Annotated in this window: 18 protein-coding genes; 11 read left to right on the forward strand and 7 right to left on the reverse strand. The window is 34.1% G+C overall.

The genetic code is table 11. The features are described from left to right. Positions 1-53: 53 nt before the first annotated feature. The 3 genes from ilvD to BLS90_RS06640 all read right to left on the reverse strand — a co-directional run bounded on the left by ilvD (position 54) and on the right by BLS90_RS06640 (position 4,124). Complete coding sequence (gene ilvD, locus BLS90_RS06630) at positions 54-1,727, reverse strand: dihydroxy-acid dehydratase (RefSeq protein WP_091256663.1); 1,674 nt, start codon at positions 1,725-1,727, stop codon at positions 54-56. Between the two features lie 67 nt (positions 1,728-1,794). Continuing rightward, a complete protein-coding gene (gene leuB, locus BLS90_RS06635) occupies positions 1,795-2,910 on the reverse strand; it encodes a 3-isopropylmalate dehydrogenase (RefSeq protein ID WP_091256666.1) in 1,116 nt (371 codons plus the stop codon). A 38-nt stretch (positions 2,911-2,948) separates the two neighbouring features. Further along, positions 2,949-4,124 carry a 2-isopropylmalate synthase gene (locus BLS90_RS06640; protein WP_091256833.1) on the reverse strand — a complete coding sequence of 392 codons (1,176 nt, stop codon included), beginning with the start codon at positions 4,122-4,124 and terminating at the stop codon, positions 2,949-2,951. Between the two features lie 154 nt (positions 4,125-4,278). Between BLS90_RS06640 and BLS90_RS06645 the strand changes: the two genes are divergently transcribed. Then, positions 4,279-5,823, forward strand: a complete 1,545-nt coding sequence (locus BLS90_RS06645; RefSeq protein ID WP_091256668.1) for a hypothetical protein — start codon at positions 4,279-4,281, stop codon at positions 5,821-5,823. Positions 5,824-6,132: 309 nt separating this feature from the next. On the opposite strand, the gene BLS90_RS06650 is transcribed toward BLS90_RS06645, so the two are convergent. Further along, positions 6,133-8,109, reverse strand: a complete 1,977-nt coding sequence (locus BLS90_RS06650) for an alpha-ketoacid dehydrogenase subunit alpha/beta (protein WP_091256671.1) — start codon at positions 8,107-8,109, stop codon at positions 6,133-6,135. A gap of 170 nt (positions 8,110-8,279) precedes the next feature. Between BLS90_RS06650 and BLS90_RS06655 the strand changes: the two genes are divergently transcribed. The 10 genes from BLS90_RS06655 to BLS90_RS06700 all read left to right on the forward strand — a co-directional run bounded on the left by BLS90_RS06655 (position 8,280) and on the right by BLS90_RS06700 (position 18,934). After that, positions 8,280-9,230, forward strand: coding sequence for an isopenicillin N synthase family dioxygenase (locus BLS90_RS06655; RefSeq protein ID WP_091256673.1), 951 nt, complete (start codon positions 8,280-8,282; stop codon positions 9,228-9,230). A 149-nt stretch (positions 9,231-9,379) separates the two neighbouring features. Further along, positions 9,380-9,709 (forward strand): translation initiation factor, encoded by a 330-nt coding sequence (locus BLS90_RS06660; RefSeq protein ID WP_091256676.1) that lies wholly within the window; start codon positions 9,380-9,382, stop codon positions 9,707-9,709. Between the two features lie 54 nt (positions 9,710-9,763). Next, positions 9,764-10,633, forward strand: a complete 870-nt coding sequence (locus tag BLS90_RS06665; protein ID WP_091256679.1) for a nucleoside phosphorylase — start codon at positions 9,764-9,766, stop codon at positions 10,631-10,633. Positions 10,634-10,727: 94 nt separating this feature from the next. After that, positions 10,728-11,852, forward strand: a complete 1,125-nt coding sequence (locus BLS90_RS06670; RefSeq protein WP_091256682.1) for an SDR family oxidoreductase — start codon at positions 10,728-10,730, stop codon at positions 11,850-11,852. A gap of 114 nt (positions 11,853-11,966) precedes the next feature. After that, the gene (locus tag BLS90_RS06675; protein ID WP_091256685.1) at positions 11,967-12,494 is read left to right on the forward strand and encodes a GNAT family N-acetyltransferase; all 528 of its coding nucleotides are present in this window, start codon (positions 11,967-11,969) and stop codon (positions 12,492-12,494) included. Further along, a complete protein-coding gene (locus tag BLS90_RS06680; RefSeq protein WP_091256686.1) occupies positions 12,494-13,345 on the forward strand; it encodes a substrate-binding domain-containing protein in 852 nt (283 codons plus the stop codon). The genes BLS90_RS06675 and BLS90_RS06680 overlap by 1 nt, the downstream gene beginning before the upstream one ends. A gap of 21 nt (positions 13,346-13,366) precedes the next feature. Continuing rightward, on the forward strand, positions 13,367-14,299 hold the full coding sequence (locus BLS90_RS06685) for a transglutaminase (RefSeq protein WP_091256689.1): 933 nt from the start codon (positions 13,367-13,369) through the stop codon (positions 14,297-14,299). Between the two features lie 137 nt (positions 14,300-14,436). Beyond that, a complete protein-coding gene (locus BLS90_RS06690; protein WP_091256692.1) occupies positions 14,437-16,698 on the forward strand; it encodes an acyl-CoA dehydrogenase family protein in 2,262 nt (753 codons plus the stop codon). A gap of 70 nt (positions 16,699-16,768) precedes the next feature. After that, complete coding sequence (locus tag BLS90_RS06695) at positions 16,769-17,092, forward strand: nucleoside triphosphate pyrophosphohydrolase family protein (protein ID WP_091256695.1); 324 nt, start codon at positions 16,769-16,771, stop codon at positions 17,090-17,092. Positions 17,093-17,512: 420 nt separating this feature from the next. Continuing rightward, a complete protein-coding gene (locus BLS90_RS06700) occupies positions 17,513-18,934 on the forward strand; it encodes an FAD-dependent oxidoreductase (protein WP_091256836.1) in 1,422 nt (473 codons plus the stop codon). Positions 18,935-19,124: 190 nt separating this feature from the next. Here the strand turns inward: BLS90_RS06700 and BLS90_RS06705 are convergent, their stop codons facing one another. From BLS90_RS06705 to BLS90_RS06715, 3 genes are read right to left on the reverse strand one after another with little or no spacing between them, the layout of a single operon-like run. Beyond that, the gene (locus BLS90_RS06705) at positions 19,125-20,432 is read right to left on the reverse strand and encodes a TolC family protein (RefSeq protein ID WP_091256698.1); all 1,308 of its coding nucleotides are present in this window, start codon (positions 20,430-20,432) and stop codon (positions 19,125-19,127) included. After that, positions 20,425-22,842, reverse strand: coding sequence for an ABC transporter permease (locus BLS90_RS06710; protein WP_091256702.1), 2,418 nt, complete (start codon positions 22,840-22,842; stop codon positions 20,425-20,427). Before BLS90_RS06710 ends, BLS90_RS06705 begins: the two co-directional genes overlap by 8 nt. Positions 22,843-22,844: 2 nt before the next feature. Further along, positions 22,845-25,271, reverse strand: coding sequence for an ABC transporter permease (locus BLS90_RS06715; protein ID WP_091256704.1), 2,427 nt, complete (start codon positions 25,269-25,271; stop codon positions 22,845-22,847). Positions 25,272-25,299 lie beyond the last annotated feature (28 nt).

The following is a 25,299-nucleotide window of genomic DNA, read 5'->3' on the forward strand; positions in this document are numbered from 1 at the left end:
TTTTCCCACCGCTATAAAAATTACTTTTTGTAATTCTTCCAGCTTTTTTACTTTTATTTATCGGTTACACATCCTGTTGATGCACTTGAAACTGATCGGATATACTTTAATAAAACGCCTTTATTTACTTTTAGAGCAGGCTGTACCCATTCTGCCTTTCTTGATGCGAACTCTGCCTCCGAAATCTTCAAGTTGATGGTATTATTCACCGCATCGATAGTAATAATGTCTCCATTCTTGACCAGTGCTATGCCTCCGCCTTCAAAAGCTTCAGGTGTAACATGCCCAACCACAAAACCATGTGAGCCTCCAGAAAAACGCCCGTCAGTAATTAAGGCTACACTTTTTCCAAGTCCTGCACCCATAATGGCCGAGGTAGGCTTAAGCATCTCTGGCATTCCGGGACCACCTTTAGGTCCGCAGTACCGAATGACGACTACATTTCCTGGTTTAACTTCTCCACTGCGAACACCTGTAATTACATCCTGTTCATTTTCATAAACAATAGCGTCACCTTCAAAATATTCTCCTTCATTTCCACTAATTTTTGCCACACAACCGTCTTCAGCAAGATTTCCAAATAAAATTTGAATATTTCCTGTCGCTTTCAGCGCTTTTTGAATTTCATGAATAACCTCTTGACCGTCGTGCAAATCTGGAACAATAGCTAAATTTTCAGCCAATGTTTTACCGGTAACGGTTAAGCAATCTCCATGTAGCAATCCTTGTTTTAATAAATATTTCATTACCGCTGGTACACCTCCAGCTTCATGTAGGTCTTCCATTAAGTATTTTCCACTGGGTTTCAAATTAGCAAGTAATGGCGTTTTATCACTGATATCTTGAAAATCCTTGAGCGTAATTTCTATATCGACTGAATGCGCCATAGCGATTAAATGCATGACGGCATTGGTAGATCCACCTAAAACAGCTACCATTGTTATGGCATTTTCAAAGGCCTGGCGTGTCATGATATCTCTGGGTTTGATATCTTTTTCTAATAAGATTCTAATTGCTTTTCCAGCATCAATACATTCTTGTTTTTTTTCAGGACTTAATGCTGGATTGGATGAACTATAAGGCAAACTCATCCCCAATGCTTCGATAGCCGAAGACATTGTATTTGCGGTATACATTCCACCACATGCTCCTGCGCCAGGACAAGCGTTTTGAATTACTCCTTTAAAATCCTCCGGAGTAATCGAATTACTAAATTTTTTTCCTAAAGCTTCAAAGGCAGAAACTATGTTCAACGATTCTCCCTTCCATTTCCCAGAATGGATGCTTCCGCCATACACCATAATTGATGGACGATTCACTCTACCCATTGCAATTACAGAACCAGGCATATTTTTATCACAGCCTGGAATAGCAATTAAACCATCATACCATTGCGCACCCATTACAGTTTCAATAGAATCTGCAATGACATCTCTAGAAACTAAAGAAAAACGCATCCCATCGGTACCATTTGAAATGCCATCACTGACACCAATGGTGTTGAAAATCAATCCAACTAAATTTTCTTTCCAGACTCCTTTTTTTATTTCATTTGCTAAACCATTTAGGTGCATGTTGCACGGATTTCCTTCGTAACCCATACTAACAATTCCGACTTGTGCTTTTTTTAAATCTTCTTCAGTTAGACCAATTCCATACAACATGGCTTGTGCTGCTGGTTGTGTTTCATCTTGTGTAATGGTTTTACTGTATTTATTTAATTCCATTTTATGTTAATTTGTATGTAATTTATTTTATATGAAAAAGTAGATTTAACGTTTGACCTCTTAAAGACTAAACTATAGTGGACTGTCCTATGTACACATTATCACTTTTAAAATACAAGTCGTCCTTACTCAAAATATAATTTGTTATAAAGTCACCTACTTCATTGGTTCCAAATTTTGAATACGGATTTAAATCAGCGGTAACGACATTTAATTCAATTGCTTTTTCAACGGACTCATATACTCTTCGAGATTCCTCTTGAAGACCAAAATGATCTAAAAGCATGGCTGCTGAGAGTATGGAAGCAATAGGATTTGCAATATTTTTCCTTTTTGCTTCAGGAAAAGAACCATGAATGGGTTCAAAAAGCGCACTAGAATTTCCTAAAGATGCTGAAGGCAACAATCCAATCGCTCCCGTAATTACACTCGCTTCGTCCGACAGAATATCCCCAAATAAATTCTCCGTTAAAATGACGTCAAATTGCTTTGGATTAATAATTATTTGCATCGCTGCGTTATCAACATATAAAAAATCTACTGCAACATCTGGATAATTTTCACTGATTTCTTTAACAATTTTTCGCCACAATCTAGAGGTTTCAAGAATACTTGCTTTGTCTACGAGTGTAACTTTTTTTCTTCTTTTTTGAGCAGTTCTGAAGGCTAAATGGGTAATCCGAATAATCTCTTCATCGGAATATTCACATAAATCAGAAGCTAAAGTTCCTTGTTCATTGATTTTTTTTTCACTAAAATAGGATCCTCCTGAAATTTCTCTAAAAATAACAAAATCAGTATCTTCAATTATTTTTCGTTTTATTGGAGACAAATCCAATAAGTCTTTGTAGGGTTTTATGGGCCTAATGTTAGCATACAATCCTAAAGCTTGTCTCAGCTTTAATAATCCTTGAATAGGACTTAAATGAGTATTAGAATTACCATCTTGCTTAAGATCTCCAACAGTTCCAAACAACACCGCATCCGTATTAAGGCAAAGATTTAAAGTTTGCTCTGGTAGTGGCTTTCCTGTTTTTTCAATGGCAACCGCCCCAATCAGTGCATCTTCGAATACAAACTCATGATCGAAAACTACACCTATGGCATACAACGCTTTTTTTGCCTGTAAAACTACTTCCGGACCTATTCCGTCTCCTGAAAGTACTGCTATTTTTAAGTTCATAATAGTAGGATTTAGATTTTAATGGAAATCAAAATATTTTAATTAAGGAGTAATTCCTTATTCATTTTACAGGCTTCAATGATTTGATGAATATCAGTATCAAGAATCTCTTTTTTAATATCGGCAAACCTTAAAAACTCCAGATATACAGCATCTAATTGAACTTTTGTAAGTTCATAACCAACTTTTTTAGCTCTATAAGCCAATGCTGCTCTGCCGCTTCTGGCGGTCAGGACTATAGATGATTCATTGACACCAACCTCCAATGGATCCATAATTTCATAGGTAGCTCTATTTTTTATCACACCATCTTGATGAATTCCTGAACTATGCGCAAAAGCATTAGCTCCCACAATTGCTTTGTTAGGTTGCACCATCATTCCCATGCTTTCAGAAACTAATCTACTCATTTCATTCAGTTGACGCGTATTGATATTGGTATCTAAATTCAAATATGGATGTTGCTTGAAAATCATGACTACTTCTTCTAATGCAGTATTTCCAGCTCTTTCTCCAATTCCGTTTATAGTGCATTCAATTTGTCTAGCTCCATTAATCGCTCCTGCAATTGAATTTGCTGTAGCCATTCCTAAATCATTATGACAGTGACATGATAGGATTACGTTTTCAATCCCTTTGACGTTTTCTTTTAAATATTTAATTTTTGCACCATATTCTTCCGGCAAGCAATATCCTGTTGTGTCAGGAATATTAAGAACTGTTGCTCCTGATTTAATGACTTCCTCACAGACTCGAGCCAAAAATTCGTTGTCCGTTCTACCGGCATCTTCAGCATAAAATTCAACATCTTCTATATACGATTTAGCATGCGAAACGGCAAATTTAGCCCTAGCAATTATATCTTCTCTGGTGGTGTTTAATTTGTGTACAATGTGTGATTCCGAAGTTCCTATTCCCGTATGAATTCTTGGTCTTTTTGCATACTTTAAAGCTTGTGCAGCAACATCAATATCATTTTTTACAGCTCTTGTTAAACCGCAAACTATGGCATTTTTAACAATCTTACTTATTTCTGAAACAGATAAAAAATCACCTGGACTTGAAACTGGAAAACCAGCTTCTATAATATCAACACCCATTTGATCTAATCGATTTGCGATAACTAATTTTTGATTGGTGTCTAACTTACATCCTGGGACCTGTTCTCCATCTCTCAAAGTGGTATCAAAAATTTGAACTTTCTCTCTATTCATTTTCATTTATTTAATGTAATTTCACAACTTGATAACAAAAATATCTTTCATTACTTGAATGTAAAATTCAAATTAATGAAATATACTACTTATAAAGCAACCAATAACTTTATAAAACACTGAATTATAATACATTATACTACTTTATTTTACAATGGCTAACCATCAAAAAGATTTTCTGTTTGTATTAATTAAATCACTTTCAAAATCTGAAAAAAGACAATTTAAGATTTTTGCAAGTCGATTAGAGACAAGTTCGAATACAAAATTCATTGAATTATTTAATATTTTAGATAAATCAGATGGGTATGATGAGAAGCTAATTTTAAAAAGTGGAATTATTAAAAAAGTGCAATTATCCAATCTAAAATCATATTTATATAAGCAAATTCTGGTTAGCATCCGGTTGAATATTCCCAGTCAGAATATTAGATATCAATTGCGGGAACAAATCGATTTTGCTACCATATTGTACAATAAAGGTTTGTACAAGCAGAGTTTGAAGATTTTGGATAAAACTAAAATTCTTGCCTTAGAAAATGATGAAAAATTGATGGCGTATGAAATTGTTGAATTTGAAAAATTAATTGAATCACAATACATTACCCGAAGTATTCAAGGTCGAGCAGATGAACTGGTAGTTCAGGCAAAAGAGTTGAATTATCGCAATACGATTTCTAGTAAATTATCAAATTTATCACTCCAATTGTATGGCATCATGCTGAAAACTGGATATGTGAAAAGTGACCAAGAGTACACCTATATTGATGATTATTTCAAAAAGCATCTTTCAAAATTTGATGATAAAAAATTTGGTTTCAGAGAGAAATATTGGTTTTATAATGCTAATCTTTGGAGAAGTTTCCTAGTTCAGGATTTTTTATCTTGTTATAAATATGCTTTGAAATGGGTCACCCTTTTTTATGATAATCCCAGCATGATATATCTCAATCCAGTATTTTTCCTTAAGGGAAATCATTACTTGTTGGAATCCCTATATATGTTGAAATACAAAACAAAATTTAAAAAATATTTGGTATTATTAGAAGAAACGATAAAAGATCCTCGTTTTCCCGTCAATGATAATATTGCTTCGTTATCATTTCTTTACTTGTATAACAACAAGTTAAATTACCATATTTTGGAAGGTACTTTTTCTGAAAGTGAATACTTAATACCTGAAATACTAAATAAATTAACAGTTCATACGGACCACCTTGATGAGCACCACGAAATGCTATTTTACTATAAATTTGCTTCAATCTATTTTGGAACCGAAAAATATGCAGAATGTATTTTCTATTTAGAAAAAATCATAAACAACAAGAACCTTTCCATGCGTGAGGATTTAATGTGTTTTGCCCGTTTATTAAGTTTGATTGCACATTATGAAATGGGTAACGATTATTATTTAGAAAATCAGTTGAAAAACACCTATAAATTTCTACTCAAAATGAACGATTTGCAAGAAGTACAAAAAGAAATTATACGGTTCATGAAAAACTTGAACTCCATTTATCCTGGAGATATCAAAAAGGAATTTGTAAAAATGAGAATACGCTTTATTGAATTGGAAAAAAATACCTATGAAAAAAGGGCTTTCCTCTATCTAGATATTATTTCTTGGCTCGAAAGCAAAATTGAAAACCGAAAAATAAGTGACATTATTAAGGAAAAAGCAAAATTGATTAATCGATAAGACTTTTCTCAACTTCAATAAAGAGATTACACTGAAAAAACATAACCTACCTAAAGAAATCGCTTTGATTAAGAAAATCTTCATTGCGTTAAACTAAAATTTGTTATTCTGGAAATATAGTCTAATTTTATAAATGATTAAATTTTAAACTTATGAATGGATTTTTCAAAACAATTTTAGCAGGTTACGGAGCCAAAAAACTAGGCGGTGGTTGTTTTGGCACAATTCTAATTTTTATTATTATCTATTGGATATTAGGTTATTTTTAGAATTTAAACACTAAAAATAACCTAATTATAATTTTAACTATTAGTACGCCAAGAGTTCTTTCAGATCATTTTCAAATCTTCCTTTTGGCAAATATTGATCTTCCAACGCTTTTGTGAACGGGATCGGTGAGTCTAAACTTGCCACACGTTTAACCGGTGCATCAAGGTATTTGAAACAGTTTTCCATTATCATTGCCGAAATATCACTGGCTATTCCACCAAACATGCTGTCCTCCTGATAAATAATCACTCTTCCCGTTTTCTTTACCGATGCGAAAATAGCTTCGGTATCCAAAGGTTGTAAAGTTCTTAAATCCAACAAATCAGCTGAAATTTCAGGATTTTTGGTTAAAGTTTCCAAAGCCCAATGTACCGCTGCTCCAAACGAAATAATCGTAACTTCGTTTCCGTCTTTCAACAAAGCGGCTTTTCCTAATGGAATCGTATAATAATCTTTTGGTACCTCTTGGTAAACACTTCGGTATAATTGTTTGTGCTCAAAGAACAAAACAGGATTCGGGTCGTTTATAGAAGTATTCAACAATCCTTTCGCATCATATGGAAATGCTGGGTAAACCACTTTTAAACCGGGAGTTTTAGTAAACCAAGCTTCATTGGTTTGCGAATGAAAAGGCCCTGCTTGTGTTCCGCCGCCACAAGGCATTCTAACTACAACATCGGCTTTTTCTAACCAACGATAATGAGATTTGGCTAATAAATTGACAATTGGATTAAATCCTGTCGAAACGAAATCGGCAAACTGCATTTCCACAATCGCTTTATATCCATTAATTGACAATCCCATTCCTGCCGAAACCACTGCACTTTCACAAATGGGAGTATTGATGACGCGCTCTTTACCAAACTGCGCTACAAAACCATCCGTGATTTTAAAAGCACCACCATATTCAGCAATATCCTGACCCATGATAACTGAGTTTTCATGGCGTTCCATCGATTGTCTCAAACTAGTAGAAATCGCATCTATAAAACGAATCTTTTCTTTTTCCTCTGATGGATTAACGTGTTCAAAAGCATACGGTTTATAAACATCATTTAACTCTTCACTTAAAGTAGCTTCAATTTCCGGTTCAGCATTGGCAATAGCTAGACTTTCATCAATATCCTTCTTTATTTCAGCATGTAAAGTAGCATCAAATTCTTCAGTAAGAACTCCGTTTTCAACCAAATACTTTCTATAATTTTCTACTGGATCTTTAATCGCCCAAATGTCCATTAATTCCTGTGGAACGTATTTAGTGCCACTCGCCTCTTCATGCCCGCGCATTCTGAAGGTTTTGAATTCTAATAAGACCGGACGTGGATTTTCTTTCATCGAAGCCTTCAATTCAGATAACAAATTAAATACTTCCAAAATATTATTTCCATCGACAATATGACTTTCCATTCCGTAACCTAAACCCTTATCAGCTAGATTTTCACAACGATATTGCTCATTGGTTGGCGTAGAAAGTCCATACCCATTATTCTCAATGACAAATAGAACTGGTAATTCCCAAACCGAAGCGATATTCAATGCTTCATGGAAATCGCCTTCACTTGTTGCTCCTTCACCGGTAAAAACTGCGGTAACTTTTCCGTTTCTCTTCAATTTATTGGACAAAGCGATTCCGTCAGCAACTCCTAATTGTGGTCCGAGATGCGAAATCATTCCAATAATCTTGTATTGTTGTGTTCCAAAGTGAAAACTGCGATCACGACCTTTGGTAAATCCATTGGCTTTGCCTTGCCATTGTGAAAAAAGACGATACAACGGAATGTCTCTTCCCGTAAAAACCCCTAAGTTCCTGTGCATTGGTAAAATGTATTCATCAGAATCTAAAACTGCTGTGACTCCCACAGAAATAGCCTCTTGACCAATCCCTGAAAACCATTTGGATACTTTCCCCTGCCGAATAAGTATCAACATTTTTTCTTCTATCAGTCTTGGTTTAAGTATTCTTTTATATAAATCTAATAATTGATTGTCAGTAAGATTTTTTCTATCGAAGATCATTTTTTCGGTTTTGTTGTATGGTTCAAAGATAAAAAAATATAACAGTTTTATATTAATTTGTTATATTTTTTAGTGTTGTTTGTAAATTTTAAAATTCAGATATAAAATTATTCTTTACATTTGTATCTGCAAGGTTTTTACCTTCAAGTTATTAAAAAATATTTAAAAGTATGCAAAACATTCCTAGTGTTGACTTGCGTGATTTCCTTTCGGACGACCCGAAACGTAAACAAAAATTTGTAAATGAAATCGGAAGTGCATTTGAAGATATTGGCTTCGTAGCACTCAAAGGGCATTTTTTAAACGACCAGTTGGTTGATGAATTGTATGGTGAAATCAGAAATTTTTTCGCTTTACCTTTAGAAACAAAACACAGTTATGAAATCCCTGGAATTGGCGGACAAAGAGGCTATGTTTCTTTTGGAACAGAACATGCCAAAGGCAGAAAAGAAGGCGATTTGAAGGAGTTTTGGCATTTTGGACAATATGTGTCTGAAGATTCAAAATACGCTTCAGAGTATCCTGAAAACGTTGAAGTAAAAGAACTTCCCCGTTTTAACATTGTAGGTAAAGAAGCGTACCAAATGCTAGAAAAAACAGGAGTTTATGTTTTGAGAGCTTTGGCTTTACACCTTGGTTTAGATGAATTTTATTTTGACCAGTATGCCAAAGACGGAAATTCAATCTTAAGACCTATTCATTACCCACCAATCACCTCAGAACCGGCAAACGCTATTCGTGCTGCTGCTCATGGAGATATCAATTTGATTACCTTATTGATGGGTGCTCAAGGAAAAGGTTTACAAGTACAAAACCACAACGGAGAATGGATTGATGCCATTGCTGAACCGGATGAATTAGTAATTAATGTGGGTGATATGTTATCGCGTCATACCAATAACAAATTGAAATCTACTATTCATCAAGTGGTAAACCCACCAAGAGAATTATGGGGAACATCACGTTATTCTATTCCGTTTTTTATGCATCCGGTGAGTGATATGAAATTGGATTGTTTGGAAAACTGTATTGATGCAGAACATCCAAAAAAATTCGAAGATATTACCGCAGGAGCTTATTTATACGAGCGTTTAGTAGATTTAGGTCTTATTAAAAAGTAATTCTTATATTTATAGTTCAAGGAAGACATCGAGTTCGCTTGATGTCTTTTTGTTTTTTTACCATTAAGAAATTAAGGTAAATTAAGAGCCGTAAAAACTTAATTTTCTTACCTTCTTAATGGTTTAATAATCAATTAATTTTAAAAAAAATGGACTTACAAGACCAATTAAAAAATCTTTTTCCAGATCACGAACCATCTCCTGAAGAGCAAATTGAGGAAGTGGCTCACGAATTATACGTTCAAAAAGAGCCTATGATTTGTAAATTCGAAAAACGAAAAGGAAAAGCAACCACTATAATTGAGGGTTACGAAGGAAGCGACGCCGATTTTAAAATTCTTGCCAAGGAAATCAAAACTAAATTGAGCGTTGGCGGCACTTTTAAAGATGATTCCATCATTATTCAAGGGGATTATCGTGATAAGATAATGACTATTTTAAAAGAAAAAGGCTTTAAAGTAAAACGTGTTGGAGGTTAGAAAAAGTGTTCAGTTGAGCAACTTGAAACCTTAAACATTTAAACAAAAAAAGTAATGATACAATCATCAGAATTAATATTAAATCCAGACGGTAGCGTTTACCATTTGAATTTAAAACCAGAACACATTGCACACGATATCATCTTTGTAGGTGATCAAAATCGTGTGGAAAAAATTACTCAGTTTTTTGACAGCATTGAATTTTCGACACAAAAAAGAGAATTTAAAACCCAAACCGGGATTTTCAAAGGCAAACGAATTACCGTAATGTCCACAGGAATTGGTCCTGACAATATTGATATAGTTATTAACGAGTTGGATGCTTTAGTCAATATTGATTTGGAAACCCGTCAACCAAAAGAAAAACTAACTTCTTTAAACATCATTCGCATCGGAACTTCGGGTTCTTTGCAAGCGGATATTCCTGTGGACAGTTTTGTACTATCAAAATTTGGATTAGGATTGGACAACATGCTCCGCTCCTATTTAATTGACGAAGTTTCGAACCTGGAAATGGAAGATGCTTTTGTGAAACACACCAATTGGGATTTAAGAAAAGGAAAACCATACGTAATTGCTTGTTCCGAAAAATTGGAAAAAATCATAGAAAGCGATAAAATGCACAAAGGAATTACGGCAACAGCCGGTGGTTTTTATGGTCCACAAGGGCGTGTATTGCGTTTGAATATTCAAGATGAAGAATTGAATTCTAAAATGGATAATTTTGAATTTGGTGACAACCAAATCACCAACTTAGAAATGGAAACCGCTGCAATTTATGGACTTTCGGCACTTTTAGGACATCAAGCATTGTCATTAAATGCCATAATTGCCAACCGTGCTTCAGGAACATTTAGCAAAGATCCGTACAAAGCCGTTGATGAATTGATTGCGTATACATTAGAAAAAATTGCTTTGGGATAGAGAAATTAATTTTCAAAATCTTCTCCATTTGTAGTTTTAAAAAAGTGCTGTTTAATTTTTTTAAAACTACATTTGTTTTTAGAACAAAACGCTAATGAAAATAATTCTTACAGGTGCTACAGGAGTTTTAGGTTCTCATATTATGTATGAAATTCTGGAGCTTTTCATCACTACTAAAATTGATGGTAAACTTTTTATAATTGCTCGAAATAAAGGCAAAAAATCTGCTTTAGATCGTATAAATGAGCTCTTATCCAGCAGTTATACACCAAAAATCATAAAAGATGAAGGCCTAAGAAAACTATACGAATACATTGAGATCATCGATACGGATTTGGCTGTTATTCAAGACACTTTTTCAAGCCAAATAAAAGGTGCTTATTTCATTCATTCAGCTGGATTCGTAAATTTATCTACCGATGAAGAACAACGCGAAAAGATTTTTGACGAAAACACCAAAATCACAAAAACGCTTTTCAATCTCTTTCATCCTTTTATAAAAAAGTTTATTTACATTGGAACTGCTTTTTCATCTGGAAACCGAAAAGGATTAATTGACAATGATTTTCATAGTTTAGGATTCGAACCGGAGCATCGCAATGCTTATGAGAATGCTAAATTCCACTCTGAGAATTTTATAGCCCAAGAATGTAAAAAAATTGGTTTGCCTTTTCAAATTCTGCGTCCAAGTGTGATTGGAGGTAAAATGTTAGGAACAGAAAATCCGTATTTTATTTCAAAATATATGGTTTTTTATCTTTTGGCAAAATTCTTTCACTTCACTTCCCAAAGAAAAGGAGATCAAGAAAATGTGCGTTTTATCGTCAATGATGACACCGTTTTGAACATTATTCCTGTCGATTATGTCGCAAAAGTGATTGTAAACACATTTGAAAGAGACGATGTAGAACAGCTTAATATTGTTCATAATAAAAGTTTCAATATGGTAAATGGATTGCGGTTGATTATGAAGGAAGTGGGTTATACTAATTTCACTTTAATACAAAATTCAATTGATTTTACATATAAAAACACGATCGAAAAATTGTATTATGAAAGCATTGGCAAACATTTAAACCCTTATTTTACGACAGCTGCAAACGAATACGATACAACTTTGTTGAACTCCATTCTAGAAATACCAAAACTAGATCAGGAGACTTTCACCAATATGATTCGGTATGCAAGATTGAATAATTTTAAAGATATTAATGTGTAATTTTAGGAGCTATTTCCCGCTATACGTTGCAATCTTTTCCTTTTTAAAGAAAAAAGAAAAAGGATTTTCACTGCTATCAGGGCTAAATCGGGAACCATTAAATTTTAGTAAAACATGAATCTTATTTTAGAAACCGACCGATTGATTTTAAGGGAAATGCTAGCTTCAGATGCAGAAGCATTATTTGAAATGGACAGCAATCCTAAGGTGCATCAATATCTTTGGAACAAACCATTAACAGATATTAGCGAAGTACATTCGTATATCGAATCTGTTAGAACACAGTATGTTCAAAATAATATTGGACGATTTGTTGTTATTTTGAAAGAAACAAATGAATTAATTGGTTGGGCCGGATTAAAATACAACACTGAAATGGTGAATAATAAAATTCATTTCTACGATATTGGATATCGGTTAAACGAAAAATTCTGGGGCAAAGGATATGCAAGTGAAGCTAGTTTTGCTTGGCTGGATTATGGTTTTAATGTAATGAATATCAAAATTATGGAAGCCGCAGCGCATACTGCCAATATCGCATCAAACAGATTATTACAAAAAATTGGACTAAAAATGACCGAACAATACTTGGAGGACGGCGTTTCTTGGAATTGGTACGAATTAAAAAATCCTAACCTATAATGACAACAATAAAAATAGCTGGAGTTCCTGAACATTTTAATCTTCCTTGGCATTTAAGCATCGAAAACGGAGATTTCGAAAAAGAAAACATCGATTTGCAATGGACCGATGTTCCTGAAGGAACCGGAAAAATGTGTCAAATGCTTCGTGATGGAGAAACTGATGTTGCGGTCATCCTTACAGAGGGAATTGTAAAAGATATCATTGCTGGAAATCCAAGCAAAATTGTTCAAGTTTATGTCGAAAGTCCATTGATTTGGGGAATTCATGTCGCAGCAAATTCTGATTATAAGGTCTTAGCCGACCTAGAAAACACCACAGTAGCTATTTCCAGATTGGGTTCTGGCTCTCAGTTAATGGCATATGTCAATGCGGGTAATCAAGGTTGGAAAACTGAAAATTTGCAATTCAAAATAGTTAATACAATTGATGGAGCCGTTGAAGCTTTGACAAACGGAACTGCAGACTATTTTATGTGGGAACGTTTTATGACCAAGCCATTAGTTGACAAAGGCACTTTTCGTCGTGTTGGCGATTGCCCTACGCCTTGGCCTTGTTTTGTAGTAGCCGTTCGGAATGAAATGTTGGAAAATCAACCCGAAATTATTTCGAAAATTATCAAAATCATCAACAACGCTACTCAAGAATTTAAGGCTATTGCACGTATTGAGAAAACCTTAGCATCAAAATACCATCAAAAAATTGAGGATATAGAAGAATGGTTATCGCTAACCAGTTGGTCACAAAATACGTTTTCAGAAATAATGTTAAACAAAGTGCAAAATCAACTTTTTCAACTTAAAATTATCGAGAAAAAAGGTACTTTTGATGATATAGTAAGAACAGTATAGAGAACTGTTTTTATCTTTGCTATGATAAAAATAAAAAAAATTAATTTTCAAGGTCTAAAACAGCAATTTCAGGTAAAAAAACCTTGGGATGACGTTATTATTTTTGTCTTGAATATTTTGATTGCGATCCCCGTTTTTATCATTGTACATCAAAATCTAATCAATCCCAATTGGTTTCTAAATATTGATAGAGTGATACTTTTCATAGTAATGGTAGTTGTTATTCAAATTATTCTACGCTTCTTACGAACCATTATTATCTTTTGTATTATCTTGTATGTATTGGTATTATTTTATGGCTCAACTATTGGTAATTATGGGTTTAACAGTGTTTTTGAAGATTACAATTCAATACTGTATACAATGTCCGATAATCCATATCCACAAGATATTATTATTGCAAAGTTGCTTCCGTTTCCCAATAAATCAAAAATTATCAATGCCATAGAATATCAAAATCCTAAAATCAGGAATTTTGCAGTTATGGCTACTACAAAACATTTTAAAGACATAAAAGGATATTCTGATTACAGAACCATCATACAGTGCTTCGCCGTTTTCAAAGAAATCAATAGCAGATGGAACTACGTCAGCGACCCAAAAGCAAGAGACTATATAGCCACGGCTACGGAATCACTGCTTTATTTTTCTGGAGATTGTGATGATCATTCGATATTAATGGCTGCAGCAATTAAGTCTATTGGTGGAACACCCAGATTAATTCATACTACTGGACATATTTACCCGGAAATACTGATAGGCTCTATTACTGATTTAGAAAAAGTCAATTTTCTAATCAAAAATGTACTATTTGTCAATGAAAGTACTGAAAACAAACTTCATTATCACGTTGATGAACGCGGTCAAATCTGGATGAATCTGGATTATACAGCCAAATATCCTGGTGGACCTTTCCTGTCTGAAGAAATTCTCGGTGCTTTGACATTGGATTAATTTTTATGCCATTTTCGTTTAAAAAAGCCAATCCAATTCCCTTCCAAATTTTCAAGTATACCACTATTCCTTACTTTTAGTCAATAATTTTTCCTATCTTAACCAAACTGAAATTATTATTTTAATTAAAGGTTATTATGGAAAATTCAAAATTAAAGGCTTTTATCCCATTTTTTTATCTCGTTTGGTCGGATGACCTTTTATCTCAAAAAGAATTCTTTACGTTACAAGAATTTATAGGTTCACAGCACTGGATTTCCGAAAAAGGACAAGAATTTCTTCTTTCAAAAGTAGCGATTTCTGTTCCTCCATCAAGAGCACAACTTGCTGAATGGAAAGGTGAAATTGATACTGTTATTCACCACCATCCTTTGCTGAAATCTATATTTGAAGTTTCGATAGCCCTTGCTGATAATGATTCTGCTGTCAAAGATCACGCAGCTGACTTTCTTCAATTGGAAAACGATTTGGGGATTTTAGGCGAAGAAGCAATTGGAAATTTTAAAATAAGATCAAATACTTTTACTTCAAATTATCAATCTGAAGACACATTCGAAATTGAAAAACTGACCCAAATTCTGGATGGAAAACAATCTGAGATTATTAAAAAAGTAAAAACGGTTATCAGCAGACCTGAATTTGCCTATGAAAATTCAACTGATACTGCTGTATATCGTGAAAAAGTATACGACTGGTGTAAAATCCTTGCAGACGAAAACTTAGGAAACATGGCGTATCCAAAACAATACGGCGGTGGGGAAAACATAGCCGATTATTTTGCGATAATGGAAACGCTGAGCTATCATGATTTAAGTTTGGTAATTAAATTTGGTGTGCAATTCGGGCTTTGGGGAATGAGTATACAATCGCTTGGAACCGAAAAACATTATCGCAAATACTTAAAAGATGTAGGTTCTCTGCAGTTACCCGGCTGTTTTGCCATGACTGAAACCAATCACGGTTCGAATGTAAAAGGATTAGAAACAACGGCAACATACAATCATAATAACCAAACTTTTACCATTCATACAGCGCATGAAAAGGCGCAGAAAGAATACATTGGTAACGCAGCAGTTCATGGTCAGATGGCTACTGTTTTTGCCAAATTAATTATTGATGAAATAGATTACGGTGTGAATGCTTTTGTTGTCCCAATTCGGGATACTAACAGCAAAATCATGAAGGGGATCACAATTGGTGATTGCGGACTTAAAATGGGACTTAATGGCGTTGATAACGGGACCATTCGTTTTGAAAATGTGGTTATTCCAAAAGAAAACATGCTGGATCGATTTGCCTCGGTAAACGAAGAAGGAAAATTTGAAAGTCCGATTCCAAGTGACAATCGACGGTTTTTTACGATGCTGGGCACTTTGGTCGGTGGTCGAATTGGGATTCCGAGATCCGCTTTGGCTGCAGCCAAATCAGGATTGACAATAGCGATACAATATAGCGACAAGCGCAGACAATTTGGACCCGAAGGAGGCTCAGAAGTACCAATATTGAATTATCGAATGCATCAACGAAGATTGATTCCATTGTTAGCAAAAACGTATGCCATTCATTTTGCTTTGCAATACGTGACGAATCGTTATGTTGATAGAACCGAATCGGAAATGCCAGAAATTGAAGCCTTGGCAGCTGGAATGAAAGCCTACTCAACCTGGAGTACCACGGATGTTTTACAAGAATGTCGCGAAGCCTGTGGTGGTAAAGGATATTTATCCGAAAATAGAATCGATGCGTTGAAAAATGATACCGAAATCTACACTACTTTTGAAGGGGACAATACTGTTTTAATGCAATTAGTTGCTAAAAATCGCTTGTCAGAATTTCGTAAGGCATTTGGTGAAATGGATGCTATGGGAATAATTAACTATGTTTTTGAAAATGCTAAAACAGCTATTTCTGAAAAAAATCCAATTGTAACGCGCAAAACTGAGGAATCTCATTTATTAGATGATGAATTTCACTTGAGCGCTTTCGAATATCGAGAAAAAACAATATTGGCATCAGCAGCTAAGCGTTTGAAAAAGCTAATTGATAGCGGAATTGAACCTTATGATGCTTTTAATGTGGTACAACACCAAATGATTGATGTAGCTGAGGCGTATCTCGAACGAATTGTTCTAGAGCAGTTTCAAAAAGCCATAGAAGCTATCAAGGACAAAAAAAGTAAAGAAATAATGACTCAGTTATGTCAATTGTATGCCCTTTCACAAATGGAAAAAAATAAAGGATGGTATCTCGAAGATGGTTATATGGAAGCTGCAAAAACGAAAGCTATTCGTAAGATGGTGAATCAACTTTGCTGGGAAATCAGGCCGGATGCTGTTTCATTAGTAAAAGCATTTGATATTCCGGATAGTTGTCTTGCAGCTCCAATTGCTTTAGATTGATGCATGCTTTATTTAAAAAGTACCTCTTGAAATGATTTCAGCATTTAAAACAAACTAAAAATTCACAGCAATGGCAATAATAGATTTTGAACAATTAAGAGAGCGTTCTATAAAAATAAGAGAACGCTACCACGAATTAGAACGTACGCACCACGGTAGTGAATGGACGATAGAAGAAGATGCCTTGGCTTTTCTTACCGATGCAGGTTTAGTAGGAAGACTTACAATGTCACAACAAGGAAGATGGCCCAAAGAAAATACTCAGGAAGAACTCAAGCACAAATTAGGAGAATCCATCTGGTGGCTCACAGTACTGGCGGAGAGAATGAATATTAATATTGAAGAAGCCACAGAAAAATTCTTAACTAAAACCGAAAAAATAATAGAAGGATAAATAAAGGATTTTATTGATTTTAAGGTTAAAAATTTCTAACAATAAGATAAACTACACTATTTATAATGGAGTTTATTGAGGTTGTGCAGAACTATTTTCTAATCATTCTATACAGTATTTAAATAAAAATTCGAATAGTATAGCGCTGAGAAATCCCTTCTGTTTTAAATTGAAATAAGTAATTTTGCAATGCTGTTCTTTGGTACTAAAGTTACGTAATAGCCATGAGATATATTTTCATTTAAAATATAAATTTCTCACGTTAAATTACATAGAAGTAATAAAAGTTTCAAAAACTGCAATATTAATAAATCAGCATAAATTGTATCCACTAGGTTTTTTCTTTAAGAGAAAAGAAATAAAAAAGTTTAAATAAAACAAGAAGTAAAAAAATTGGAAAATAAAGAAGGAAGCTGGACTATGTGCCTTGAATGTCAAGGAAGAGGCAAGAAAAGTCGAGGACTAACTAAGAAAGCGCGACTCCAATATCAAATAGCATTAGACCAATTTAAAATGACGAATAGTGAAGGGAGTACTCCGGTGCCTCCTAAAGGTCACCTTCGCTCCTGCCCGAAATGTTCCGGATCTGGGCTGCTTCGTTCTTCCAGACCTCCTGTCGCAGATAAAGAAATCTACCCACATGTTGCCATTATTGGTGGTGGTATTGGTGGCGTAGCTCTTGCTGTGGCCTGTTTGCACCGCGGAATTCCTTTTACCCTTTATGAGCGCGATGATAATTTTGAAGCCAGATCTCAAGGATATGGACTTACATTGCAACAAGCCAGTAAAGCAATTGAGGGATTGGGTATTTTTTCATTAGAAGAAGGGGTGATTTCAACAAGACATTTGGTTCATACTACCGATGGAAAAGTTATTGGAGAATGGGGAATCAGAAAGTGGATACAGTCAGATGCGAAAATTTTTCAGAAACGTACCAATATTCATATTGCACGACAATCTTTGCGTTTAGCATTACTTCAACAACTCGGCGGACCGAATGCTATACAGTGGGGATATCAGTTAGTAGACTATAAGGAATGTGAGGGCAAAGGTGTTGATTTAAGCTTTCAAGTGGATGGGGAACTCAAGAATGCAAAAGCGGATCTCGTAGTTGGAGCCGATGGTATTCGAAGTTCAGTACGAAGATTGCTGATTGGTGATGATATTAGCCCTTTGCGTTATCTGGGTTGTATAGTGATATTAGGCATCTGTCCTTTGAAAGCACTCGAAGGTCTTAATAGTCCTTTACTGGATTCGGCGACTGTATTTCAAACAGCCAATGGTAATGAGCGAATCTACATCATGCCTTATGCTTCAGATTCGATAATGTGGCAATTGAGTTTCCCAATGCTAGAGGAAGATGCTAAGTTGTTAAGTGCTAAAGGACCTCAAGCACTCAAGGAAGAAGCACGTCGTAGAACGCAGTGGCACGATCCCATTCCACAGATTTTAGAGGCGACTCTGGAAGTTCAGATTTCTGGCTATCCTGTGTATGATCGGGAATTACTAGAACCAGAATTATTGGCAAAAGCACAGAAAGTAACTCTTATTGGAGATGCGGCTCACCCTATGAGTCCATTCAAAGGACAGGGTGCAAATCAAGCGTTACTGGATGCTCTTTCATTGGCTCGCACTATCTCAAAAGGATGCAGACCTTTATCTCAATGGAGAAAAGATGGAATAAGGAAAAGTGTATTAACGGAGTTTGAATCAGAAATGTTAGAACGTAGCGCTACAAAAGTGAATGATTCAGCAGCCGCCGCACAGTTTCTGCATTCTGAAATTGTACTTTATGAAGGTGATGAACCGAGAGGTAGGAGTTTGAAGAAAAAAGATGCGTAATGAAAACCGGGGAATTTACCGTTTTATATCTAAGAGGTATTAAAAAAATAAGATTACAAAGAACTCCATTATTTCTAATAGAGTTCTTTGTAATTTTTACGGGGGCGTTTACGAACTATTTTATGCAGGATTTGAATAAATTAATAGTAACAATTTAAACTGTAAATGCATTGACATCTCTTTCAATAACTTACAAACTATTATTTTTTAACAAATTTATTTTCAGATCTATATATTGCAGCTGAAGGTTATTTTTTAAAACCTCATATTCTGCAGAAATAAATTGATTTTTTACCGAAGAATATAAGACAGCTTCCACTTTTCCGCTTTCAAATTTGGCTTGGGTAGTGGCCAAAGACGCTTTAGCGTAAGACTGTTTTTTGTTCAATTTATCCTGAAACTCCGTATAATTTCTTTTGTTTTGATTTTCTAATTCTATTTGATTGTTCAACAGTTGTTTTGTCTGTTCTATAACCAACTTTGATTTTTCACTTTCTATTTTTGAAGCACTAATTTTTTTAGTATTCCTAAATCCATTGAAAACCGGAATTGTCAATTGCATTGCTATCTGCTGACTTTTATTCGCTTCTAGTTGCGTAAAAAAAGCATCCGTGTTTGAATTCATCTGGTTTAAAGTTTTATAATAAAAAGAAGAAAACCCATAATAGGCTGATAACACCGGCAAATTGAAAGCGCGTTCTACACGAATCGATTTCAAACTGTTTTCGTATTGGAGTTCCGCAAGCTTTATTTTAGGATTATAGATTCCTTGATCTAAATCTTCAGTGGCTCTTTCGTTAAAATAAGACTCCAATACAATTGCATCCGAAAGGCCCGCATCGCTAACATTCATTAATTGGAACAATTCCATTTTTTTAATAGCATACAATTGTTCAGTTTCTAAATTTCGGTTTTCTTCCTCCGAGAAACTCAATTGCATGTCATACAAATCACTTTGGGGTTTGCTGCCAATAGCGACTTCTTTTGTCACTCTGTCCAAATTAAAAGTGGCTTGTACGAATTGCTCTTTTTGAATTTTTGATAACTCCTGAGTGTAAAGTGCCTGATAATAGCTTTCTAAAATTTGTAATTTATATTCGTTTTCTATAACTTCTTTCTCGGCTTTAGCCTGTGCGATATTGATTTTATCCTTTTGGGCATTTGCAAAAGCGCCAAAATCGATTAAATTAGTTCTGGCATTGAGATAGAAATTATCACTTTGAAAATTGGAACTTACCCTCGCATTCGTTGCGGGATCAATGGTGGAGCCAAAAATGTACCCTTGTTGTCCATTTAAATCGACAGTAGGTAACATTCGATTTAAAACCGAATTTTGTGATTTTTCTGTTCTTTTAATTTCCAGCTGTCTGATTTTTATTTCAATAGTATTTTGTAAACCCGTTTCTATACAACGGCTTAGTGACCAAGAAGTTTCCTGAGCACTTGCCAAAGCACAAAAGGCTGTGAAGACAACGGTTAAAACAATTTTTTTATTCATATTTTAAATATTTTAAAACATCAGTTTTTGTTGCTTGATAGGCTCTTGACAAAACAATGATTAACGTTAAAACCAATAGTATAATAAAACCAAAAAGGAATGGAAACAAGGTCATTTCAATTCTAAAAGCAAAATTCTCTAACCACATATTCAACAAATAATAAGTAGGAAACAAAGCAATTAAAAAACCAATGATGCAATACAAAATATATTGTTTAGACAATTCTTTCAGTAGCACATTCGTTTCTGCACCAAGGGTTTTACGGATGGCTATTTCTTTCATCCTACTTTGTATCGAATACGAAGCCAATGCAAACAAACCAAAAAGAGCAATGCCAATCACCACAAAATTTAGCAATGAAAATAGGTTCTTTTGTTTTACATAAGATTCATATGTTCTTGCATATTGTTTGTCTACAAAATCATATTTAAATGGGTAGTCAGTATTAACCGTTGCCCATAATTTGTCAATTTCAGCAATCGTATTTTCAATATTATCCGATTTTAGTTTTACGAAAACCTTATTGATATTTTGAGCAATATCTACCGTTTTAAGATGATAGAAATACATTCCTGACACCTCTACTTCAGGACTTAATAAATTAAAATCTTTAACAACTCCTATGATTTTTAACTTTCGTTCTTTAACAATAATTTCTTGTCCAATTGGCTCTTTCATACTCATTAATTTTTGGGCTGTTTCATTAATTAGTACAGAAGTAATGGTGTCTTTAGCGTATTTTTTATCAAGGCCCCTACCTTTTATGACTTTAATTTTCATCATTTCGAGAAAATCGTAATCTACCGCAATTGTTCGTCCTTTAAAAAGCTCTTCTTTATACAATACTCCACCTAATGAATCGTCTGAACCATCGAATGAAACCAGACCTGTAGAAGATTGTTCAACTCCTTTTATTTTAGCCAATTCTTGTTTAATGGTAGTGTATTTGTTGTAAATATTTTGTCCAACCTTTTTCACTTCATAATCGGAATTAGGAAAATTCAAATTAATTTCAATCACTTGATCTCCTTTAAAACCTAAATCTTTATTGGTTAGATAATCGATTTGCTGATACACAATATAAGAACCAACAATAAAGAAAGTAGCCACCATAAACTGGAAAATCAACATTCCGTTACGCAACCAGGTTCCGTTTTTACTTCTTCCAAAATTGCCTTTCAGAACTTTTAAAGTTTCAAAATTAGCAACATAAACGGCTGGAAGTATTCCTGCCACCAAAACTGTAATACTGAAAATCAGAATTAATTGCAGATAAAACTGACTGCCAATTATTCGTAAACTCTTATTTAAAAATTCGTTGTAATACGGCAAAGTCAACTCAACAATAACCAATGCTAGTAAAATCGAAAACAAACTTATTAGAGCAGTTTCAAAAATAAATTGAATAACAATAGTACTTTTTGAAGCACCCACAACTTTACGAACCCCAATTTCTTTAGCACGTTTAACTGCATTAGCTGTAGCCAAATTGATATAATTTACAATCGAAAGAATGAGTATTAAAACAGATAACCCGACCATAATCAACAAAAACTGATAATTCCCTCTGCCTTCAGGATATCCATCTGCAATAGAATGTAATCTCGCTTCTGAAAGTGGCTCTATAACTACATTAAAATAACCTATTTTCTTAGCCATTTCCTCGGGAGTGAACCCCTCCAGCTTAGCTGTTCTTTCAATGAAATCGCCATTATACATTCTTTCCAAGCTCTTTCGAGTATTCTCAATTTTTGACGGATCTTTAACTTTTAAAAGTAATTTAAGGACAAAAGGAGATGTCGTATTCCCACTCATCCATTCTTTCATTTTATTCATCACGACATCTGGAGCAATTGAGGAATTCCCTGGAATATGATACACAGCGCGTACCACAAACATTTGATCCAAACATGTTATTTGTTTTCCAATTGGATTTTCGTTACCAAAAACTCGTTTAGCAATAACATCTGAAATAGCAGCACTTGAATCATCTTTTAATGCCGAAACAGCATCTCCCTTAATAATTTCGAATGGAAATAGCGAAAAGAAATCAGCTTCAACATTGATAATTTTATCAACTATTTCTTTCTTGCCTTTGTAGATAATTTTATCCTTTTGATACCAACTGTCAGCATAAACGATCTTTTCTACATTAGCATCTTTATCTAAAATAGGTTTTAGGAATAAAGCACAATCTGAAAAAATGGGCATTCCTGTTAACTCTACTAAAACCTGATGCACATTGTCTTTTTCGGGATTCCAGGCGTCATAACTTTGTTCGTCGTTCCAATATAGTAAAGCGAAAATTAAGCCTGCAATTCCTATTGCTAGTCCGAAAACATTCAAAGCCGAAAAAAGCTTCTCGTTTTTGAGATGGTATAAAAATATTCGTGTCCAATTTTTTAGCATGGTTATTCGTATTTTAAGTAATGTAAAACATTAACTCGGGTTGCGGTATACGCTTTTAAAAGCACAATTATCAATGTTAAAACTAATAGTATGAGGAATCCAAAAATAAATGGAAATACAGTGATGTCAATCCTAAAGGCAAAATTTTCGAGCCATTTGTTCAACAAATAATACACTGGAAACAAAGCGATTAAAAACCCGATTGCGCAATATAAAATATACTGTTTTGATAATTCTTTAAGCAAAGTATTGGTTTCTGCACCCAAAGTTTTTCTGATAGCAATTTCTTTCATCCGACTTTGTATCGAATAAGAAGCCAAAGCAAACAGCCCGAAAAGCGCAATACCAATTACCACTATATTCAGCAATGAAAAAAGATTCTTTTGTTTTACATAGGTTTCATATGTTCTGGCGTACTCCTTATCAACAAAATCATATTCAAACGGATACTCTTGATCTACATTTTCTTTCCAGAATTCCTCAATTTTTGCTAAAGTTTGCCCAGAGTTATTTGCATCAATTTTTACATAAATATTGTTCAAATTTCCTAATAGCCAGTCATTGGTTTTCAGATGAAAGAAAACCATAGGAGGAACTTTTGATTGTGGACTCAACAAATTAAAATCTTTGACAACCCCTATTATTTTTAACTTTTTACCTTGCCAAAGTACCGCTTTCCCAATAGGATTTTTCTCTTTCATCATGCTCAATGCTGTTTCATTAATCAGCATTGAATTGATACTATCCGAGGCTAATTTTTCAGAAATATTCCTACCTTCTTTGATTTTAATTTGCATCATGTCAAGCATATTGTAATCTATAGCTAAGTTGTTAGCCTGAATGTTTTCTCCATTATAAGAAAAACTGCTACTACTATCATTTCCTCCGCCAAACTTAAAAGTTCCTGTTGAAATTTGTTGAATGCCTTGAATTTTTACGATTTCCGATTTTATGGTTTGATATTTTTTAAATATTAATTGATTCGCATTCTTGTGAGTTGCAATGTCCTTTGATTTAAACCACCTTATAGCAACTACTTGATCGCCTTTGAATCCTAAATCTTTATTCGCTAAATAAGTGACCTGATCATAAACAATATAAGAACCGACAATAAAAAAACTAGCAATAGCAAATTGAAGTATCAGCATTCCATTGCGCATCCAAATACCACTTTTGCTTCTCCCAAAATTACCTTTTAGTACTTTTAAAGTCTCAAAATTAGCCACGTATACAGCTGGAAAAACTCCTGCAACACTCACAGTAATAATAAAAATTAAAATAAGCTGGATGTAAAACTGACTTCCGTATATGATTAATTCTTTTTCTAAAAATTCATTGTAAAAAGGCAGACTTAATTCTACAATTACTAAGGCTAGAAATATCGAAAACAGATTGATTAGTATGGATTCAAAAATAAATTGACAAACAATATTCATTTTGGAGGCCCCAATGATTTTACGAATTCCCACTTCTTTGGCTCTTTTTATAGCATTGGCTGTAGCCAAATTGATATAATTTGCGATAGAAAGAATAATTATAAGTACGGATAATCCTAGCATTATTACTAGGAATTGATAATTTCCTTGTCCTTCCGGCATACCAGGCACAATAGCATGCAATCGGATGGTACTCAATGGGTTTAGAACTGATTTTATGGAGCCGTAACTTTTTATATACTCTTCAACTGACATTCCATCTGATTTTGCATCTTTAACTGTTTTATTTTGATAATATAACTCGTTAATTTTTTTGGTTATTTCTTCTGCTTTAGTAGGATCTTTTAATTTTATCATCAAATGATAATAAAAATTGCCCCAATAATCTTTATTTTCTAAAAGCTGCTCTTTCATCTGGTTAATCACCATTGTAGGATTAATGGAGGAATTCCCTGGGACTTTATATACCGCTGTTACGGTTAAAATGGTATTCTCATAAATTATTTGCTTCCCAATTGGATTTTCTTCTTTAAAAAATAATTTAGCAGTTTCTTGATTCATCGCTACACTATTCTCTTTTAGTAAAGCAGTACTTAAGTTGCCTGCTACTCTTTCAAAAGGGAACAATTCAAAGAAATCGTTTTGAGTATTTAGCGTTTTATTTATAAAGTGTTTTTTTTCTTTGTATTTAAAAAAATCCGCATGGTACCCATCGTGATAAACCACATTTGCTACGCTCGGGTTGTCTTTTAAATAGGTTTCTAAAGTGACAGGATTGTAGGGCCAAATTACATTTTTCCCTATATCAGTAAAAACTTTAAATACTTTGTCTTTTTCGGGATTCCAGGCGTCATAACTTTGTTCGTCGTTCCAATATAGTAAAGCGAAAATTAAGCCTGCAATTCCTATTGCTAGTCCGAAAACATTCAAAGCCGAAAAAAGCTTCTCGTTTTTGAGATGGTATAAAAATATTCGTGTCCAATTTTTTAGCATAACTCTAGTTTTTTTATTTAATCTGTCC

This window comes from Flavobacterium omnivorum, assembly GCF_900099915.1.
Classification (GTDB): domain Bacteria; phylum Bacteroidota; class Bacteroidia; order Flavobacteriales; family Flavobacteriaceae; genus Flavobacterium; species Flavobacterium omnivorum.

What these genes read in the sequence shown, in the direction of transcription:
- BLS90_RS06705 (WP_091256698.1), bottom strand. Translation starts at nt 20,432, where the DNA reads ATGAATAAAAAAATTGTTTTAACCGTTGTCTTCACAGCCTTTTGTGCT.
- BLS90_RS06660 (WP_091256676.1), top strand. Translation starts at nt 9,380, where the DNA reads ATGGACTTACAAGACCAATTAAAAAATCTTTTTCCAGATCACGAACCA.
- BLS90_RS06715 (WP_091256704.1), bottom strand. Translation starts at nt 25,271, where the DNA reads ATGCTAAAAAATTGGACACGAATATTTTTATACCATCTCAAAAACGAG.
- BLS90_RS06655 (WP_091256673.1), top strand. Translation starts at nt 8,280, where the DNA reads ATGCAAAACATTCCTAGTGTTGACTTGCGTGATTTCCTTTCGGACGAC.
- BLS90_RS06675 (WP_091256685.1), top strand. Translation starts at nt 11,967, where the DNA reads ATGAATCTTATTTTAGAAACCGACCGATTGATTTTAAGGGAAATGCTA.
- BLS90_RS06670 (WP_091256682.1), top strand. Translation starts at nt 10,728, where the DNA reads ATGAAAATAATTCTTACAGGTGCTACAGGAGTTTTAGGTTCTCATATT.
- BLS90_RS06640 (WP_091256833.1), bottom strand. Translation starts at nt 4,124, where the DNA reads ATGAATAGAGAGAAAGTTCAAATTTTTGATACCACTTTGAGAGATGGA.
- ilvD (WP_091256663.1), bottom strand. Translation starts at nt 1,727, where the DNA reads ATGGAATTAAATAAATACAGTAAAACCATTACACAAGATGAAACACAA.
- BLS90_RS06650 (WP_091256671.1), bottom strand. Translation starts at nt 8,109, where the DNA reads ATGATCTTCGATAGAAAAAATCTTACTGACAATCAATTATTAGATTTA.
- BLS90_RS06665 (WP_091256679.1), top strand. Translation starts at nt 9,764, where the DNA reads ATGATACAATCATCAGAATTAATATTAAATCCAGACGGTAGCGTTTAC.
- BLS90_RS06710 (WP_091256702.1), bottom strand. Translation starts at nt 22,842, where the DNA reads ATGCTAAAAAATTGGACACGAATATTTTTATACCATCTCAAAAACGAG.
- BLS90_RS06645 (WP_091256668.1), top strand. Translation starts at nt 4,279, where the DNA reads ATGGCTAACCATCAAAAAGATTTTCTGTTTGTATTAATTAAATCACTT.
- BLS90_RS06680 (WP_091256686.1), top strand. Translation starts at nt 12,494, where the DNA reads ATGACAACAATAAAAATAGCTGGAGTTCCTGAACATTTTAATCTTCCT.
- BLS90_RS06690 (WP_091256692.1), top strand. Translation starts at nt 14,437, where the DNA reads ATGGAAAATTCAAAATTAAAGGCTTTTATCCCATTTTTTTATCTCGTT.
- BLS90_RS06700 (WP_091256836.1), top strand. Translation starts at nt 17,513, where the DNA reads ATGTGCCTTGAATGTCAAGGAAGAGGCAAGAAAAGTCGAGGACTAACT.
- BLS90_RS06685 (WP_091256689.1), top strand. Translation starts at nt 13,367, where the DNA reads ATGATAAAAATAAAAAAAATTAATTTTCAAGGTCTAAAACAGCAATTT.
- BLS90_RS06695 (WP_091256695.1), top strand. Translation starts at nt 16,769, where the DNA reads ATGGCAATAATAGATTTTGAACAATTAAGAGAGCGTTCTATAAAAATA.
- leuB (WP_091256666.1), bottom strand. Translation starts at nt 2,910, where the DNA reads ATGAACTTAAAAATAGCAGTACTTTCAGGAGACGGAATAGGTCCGGAA.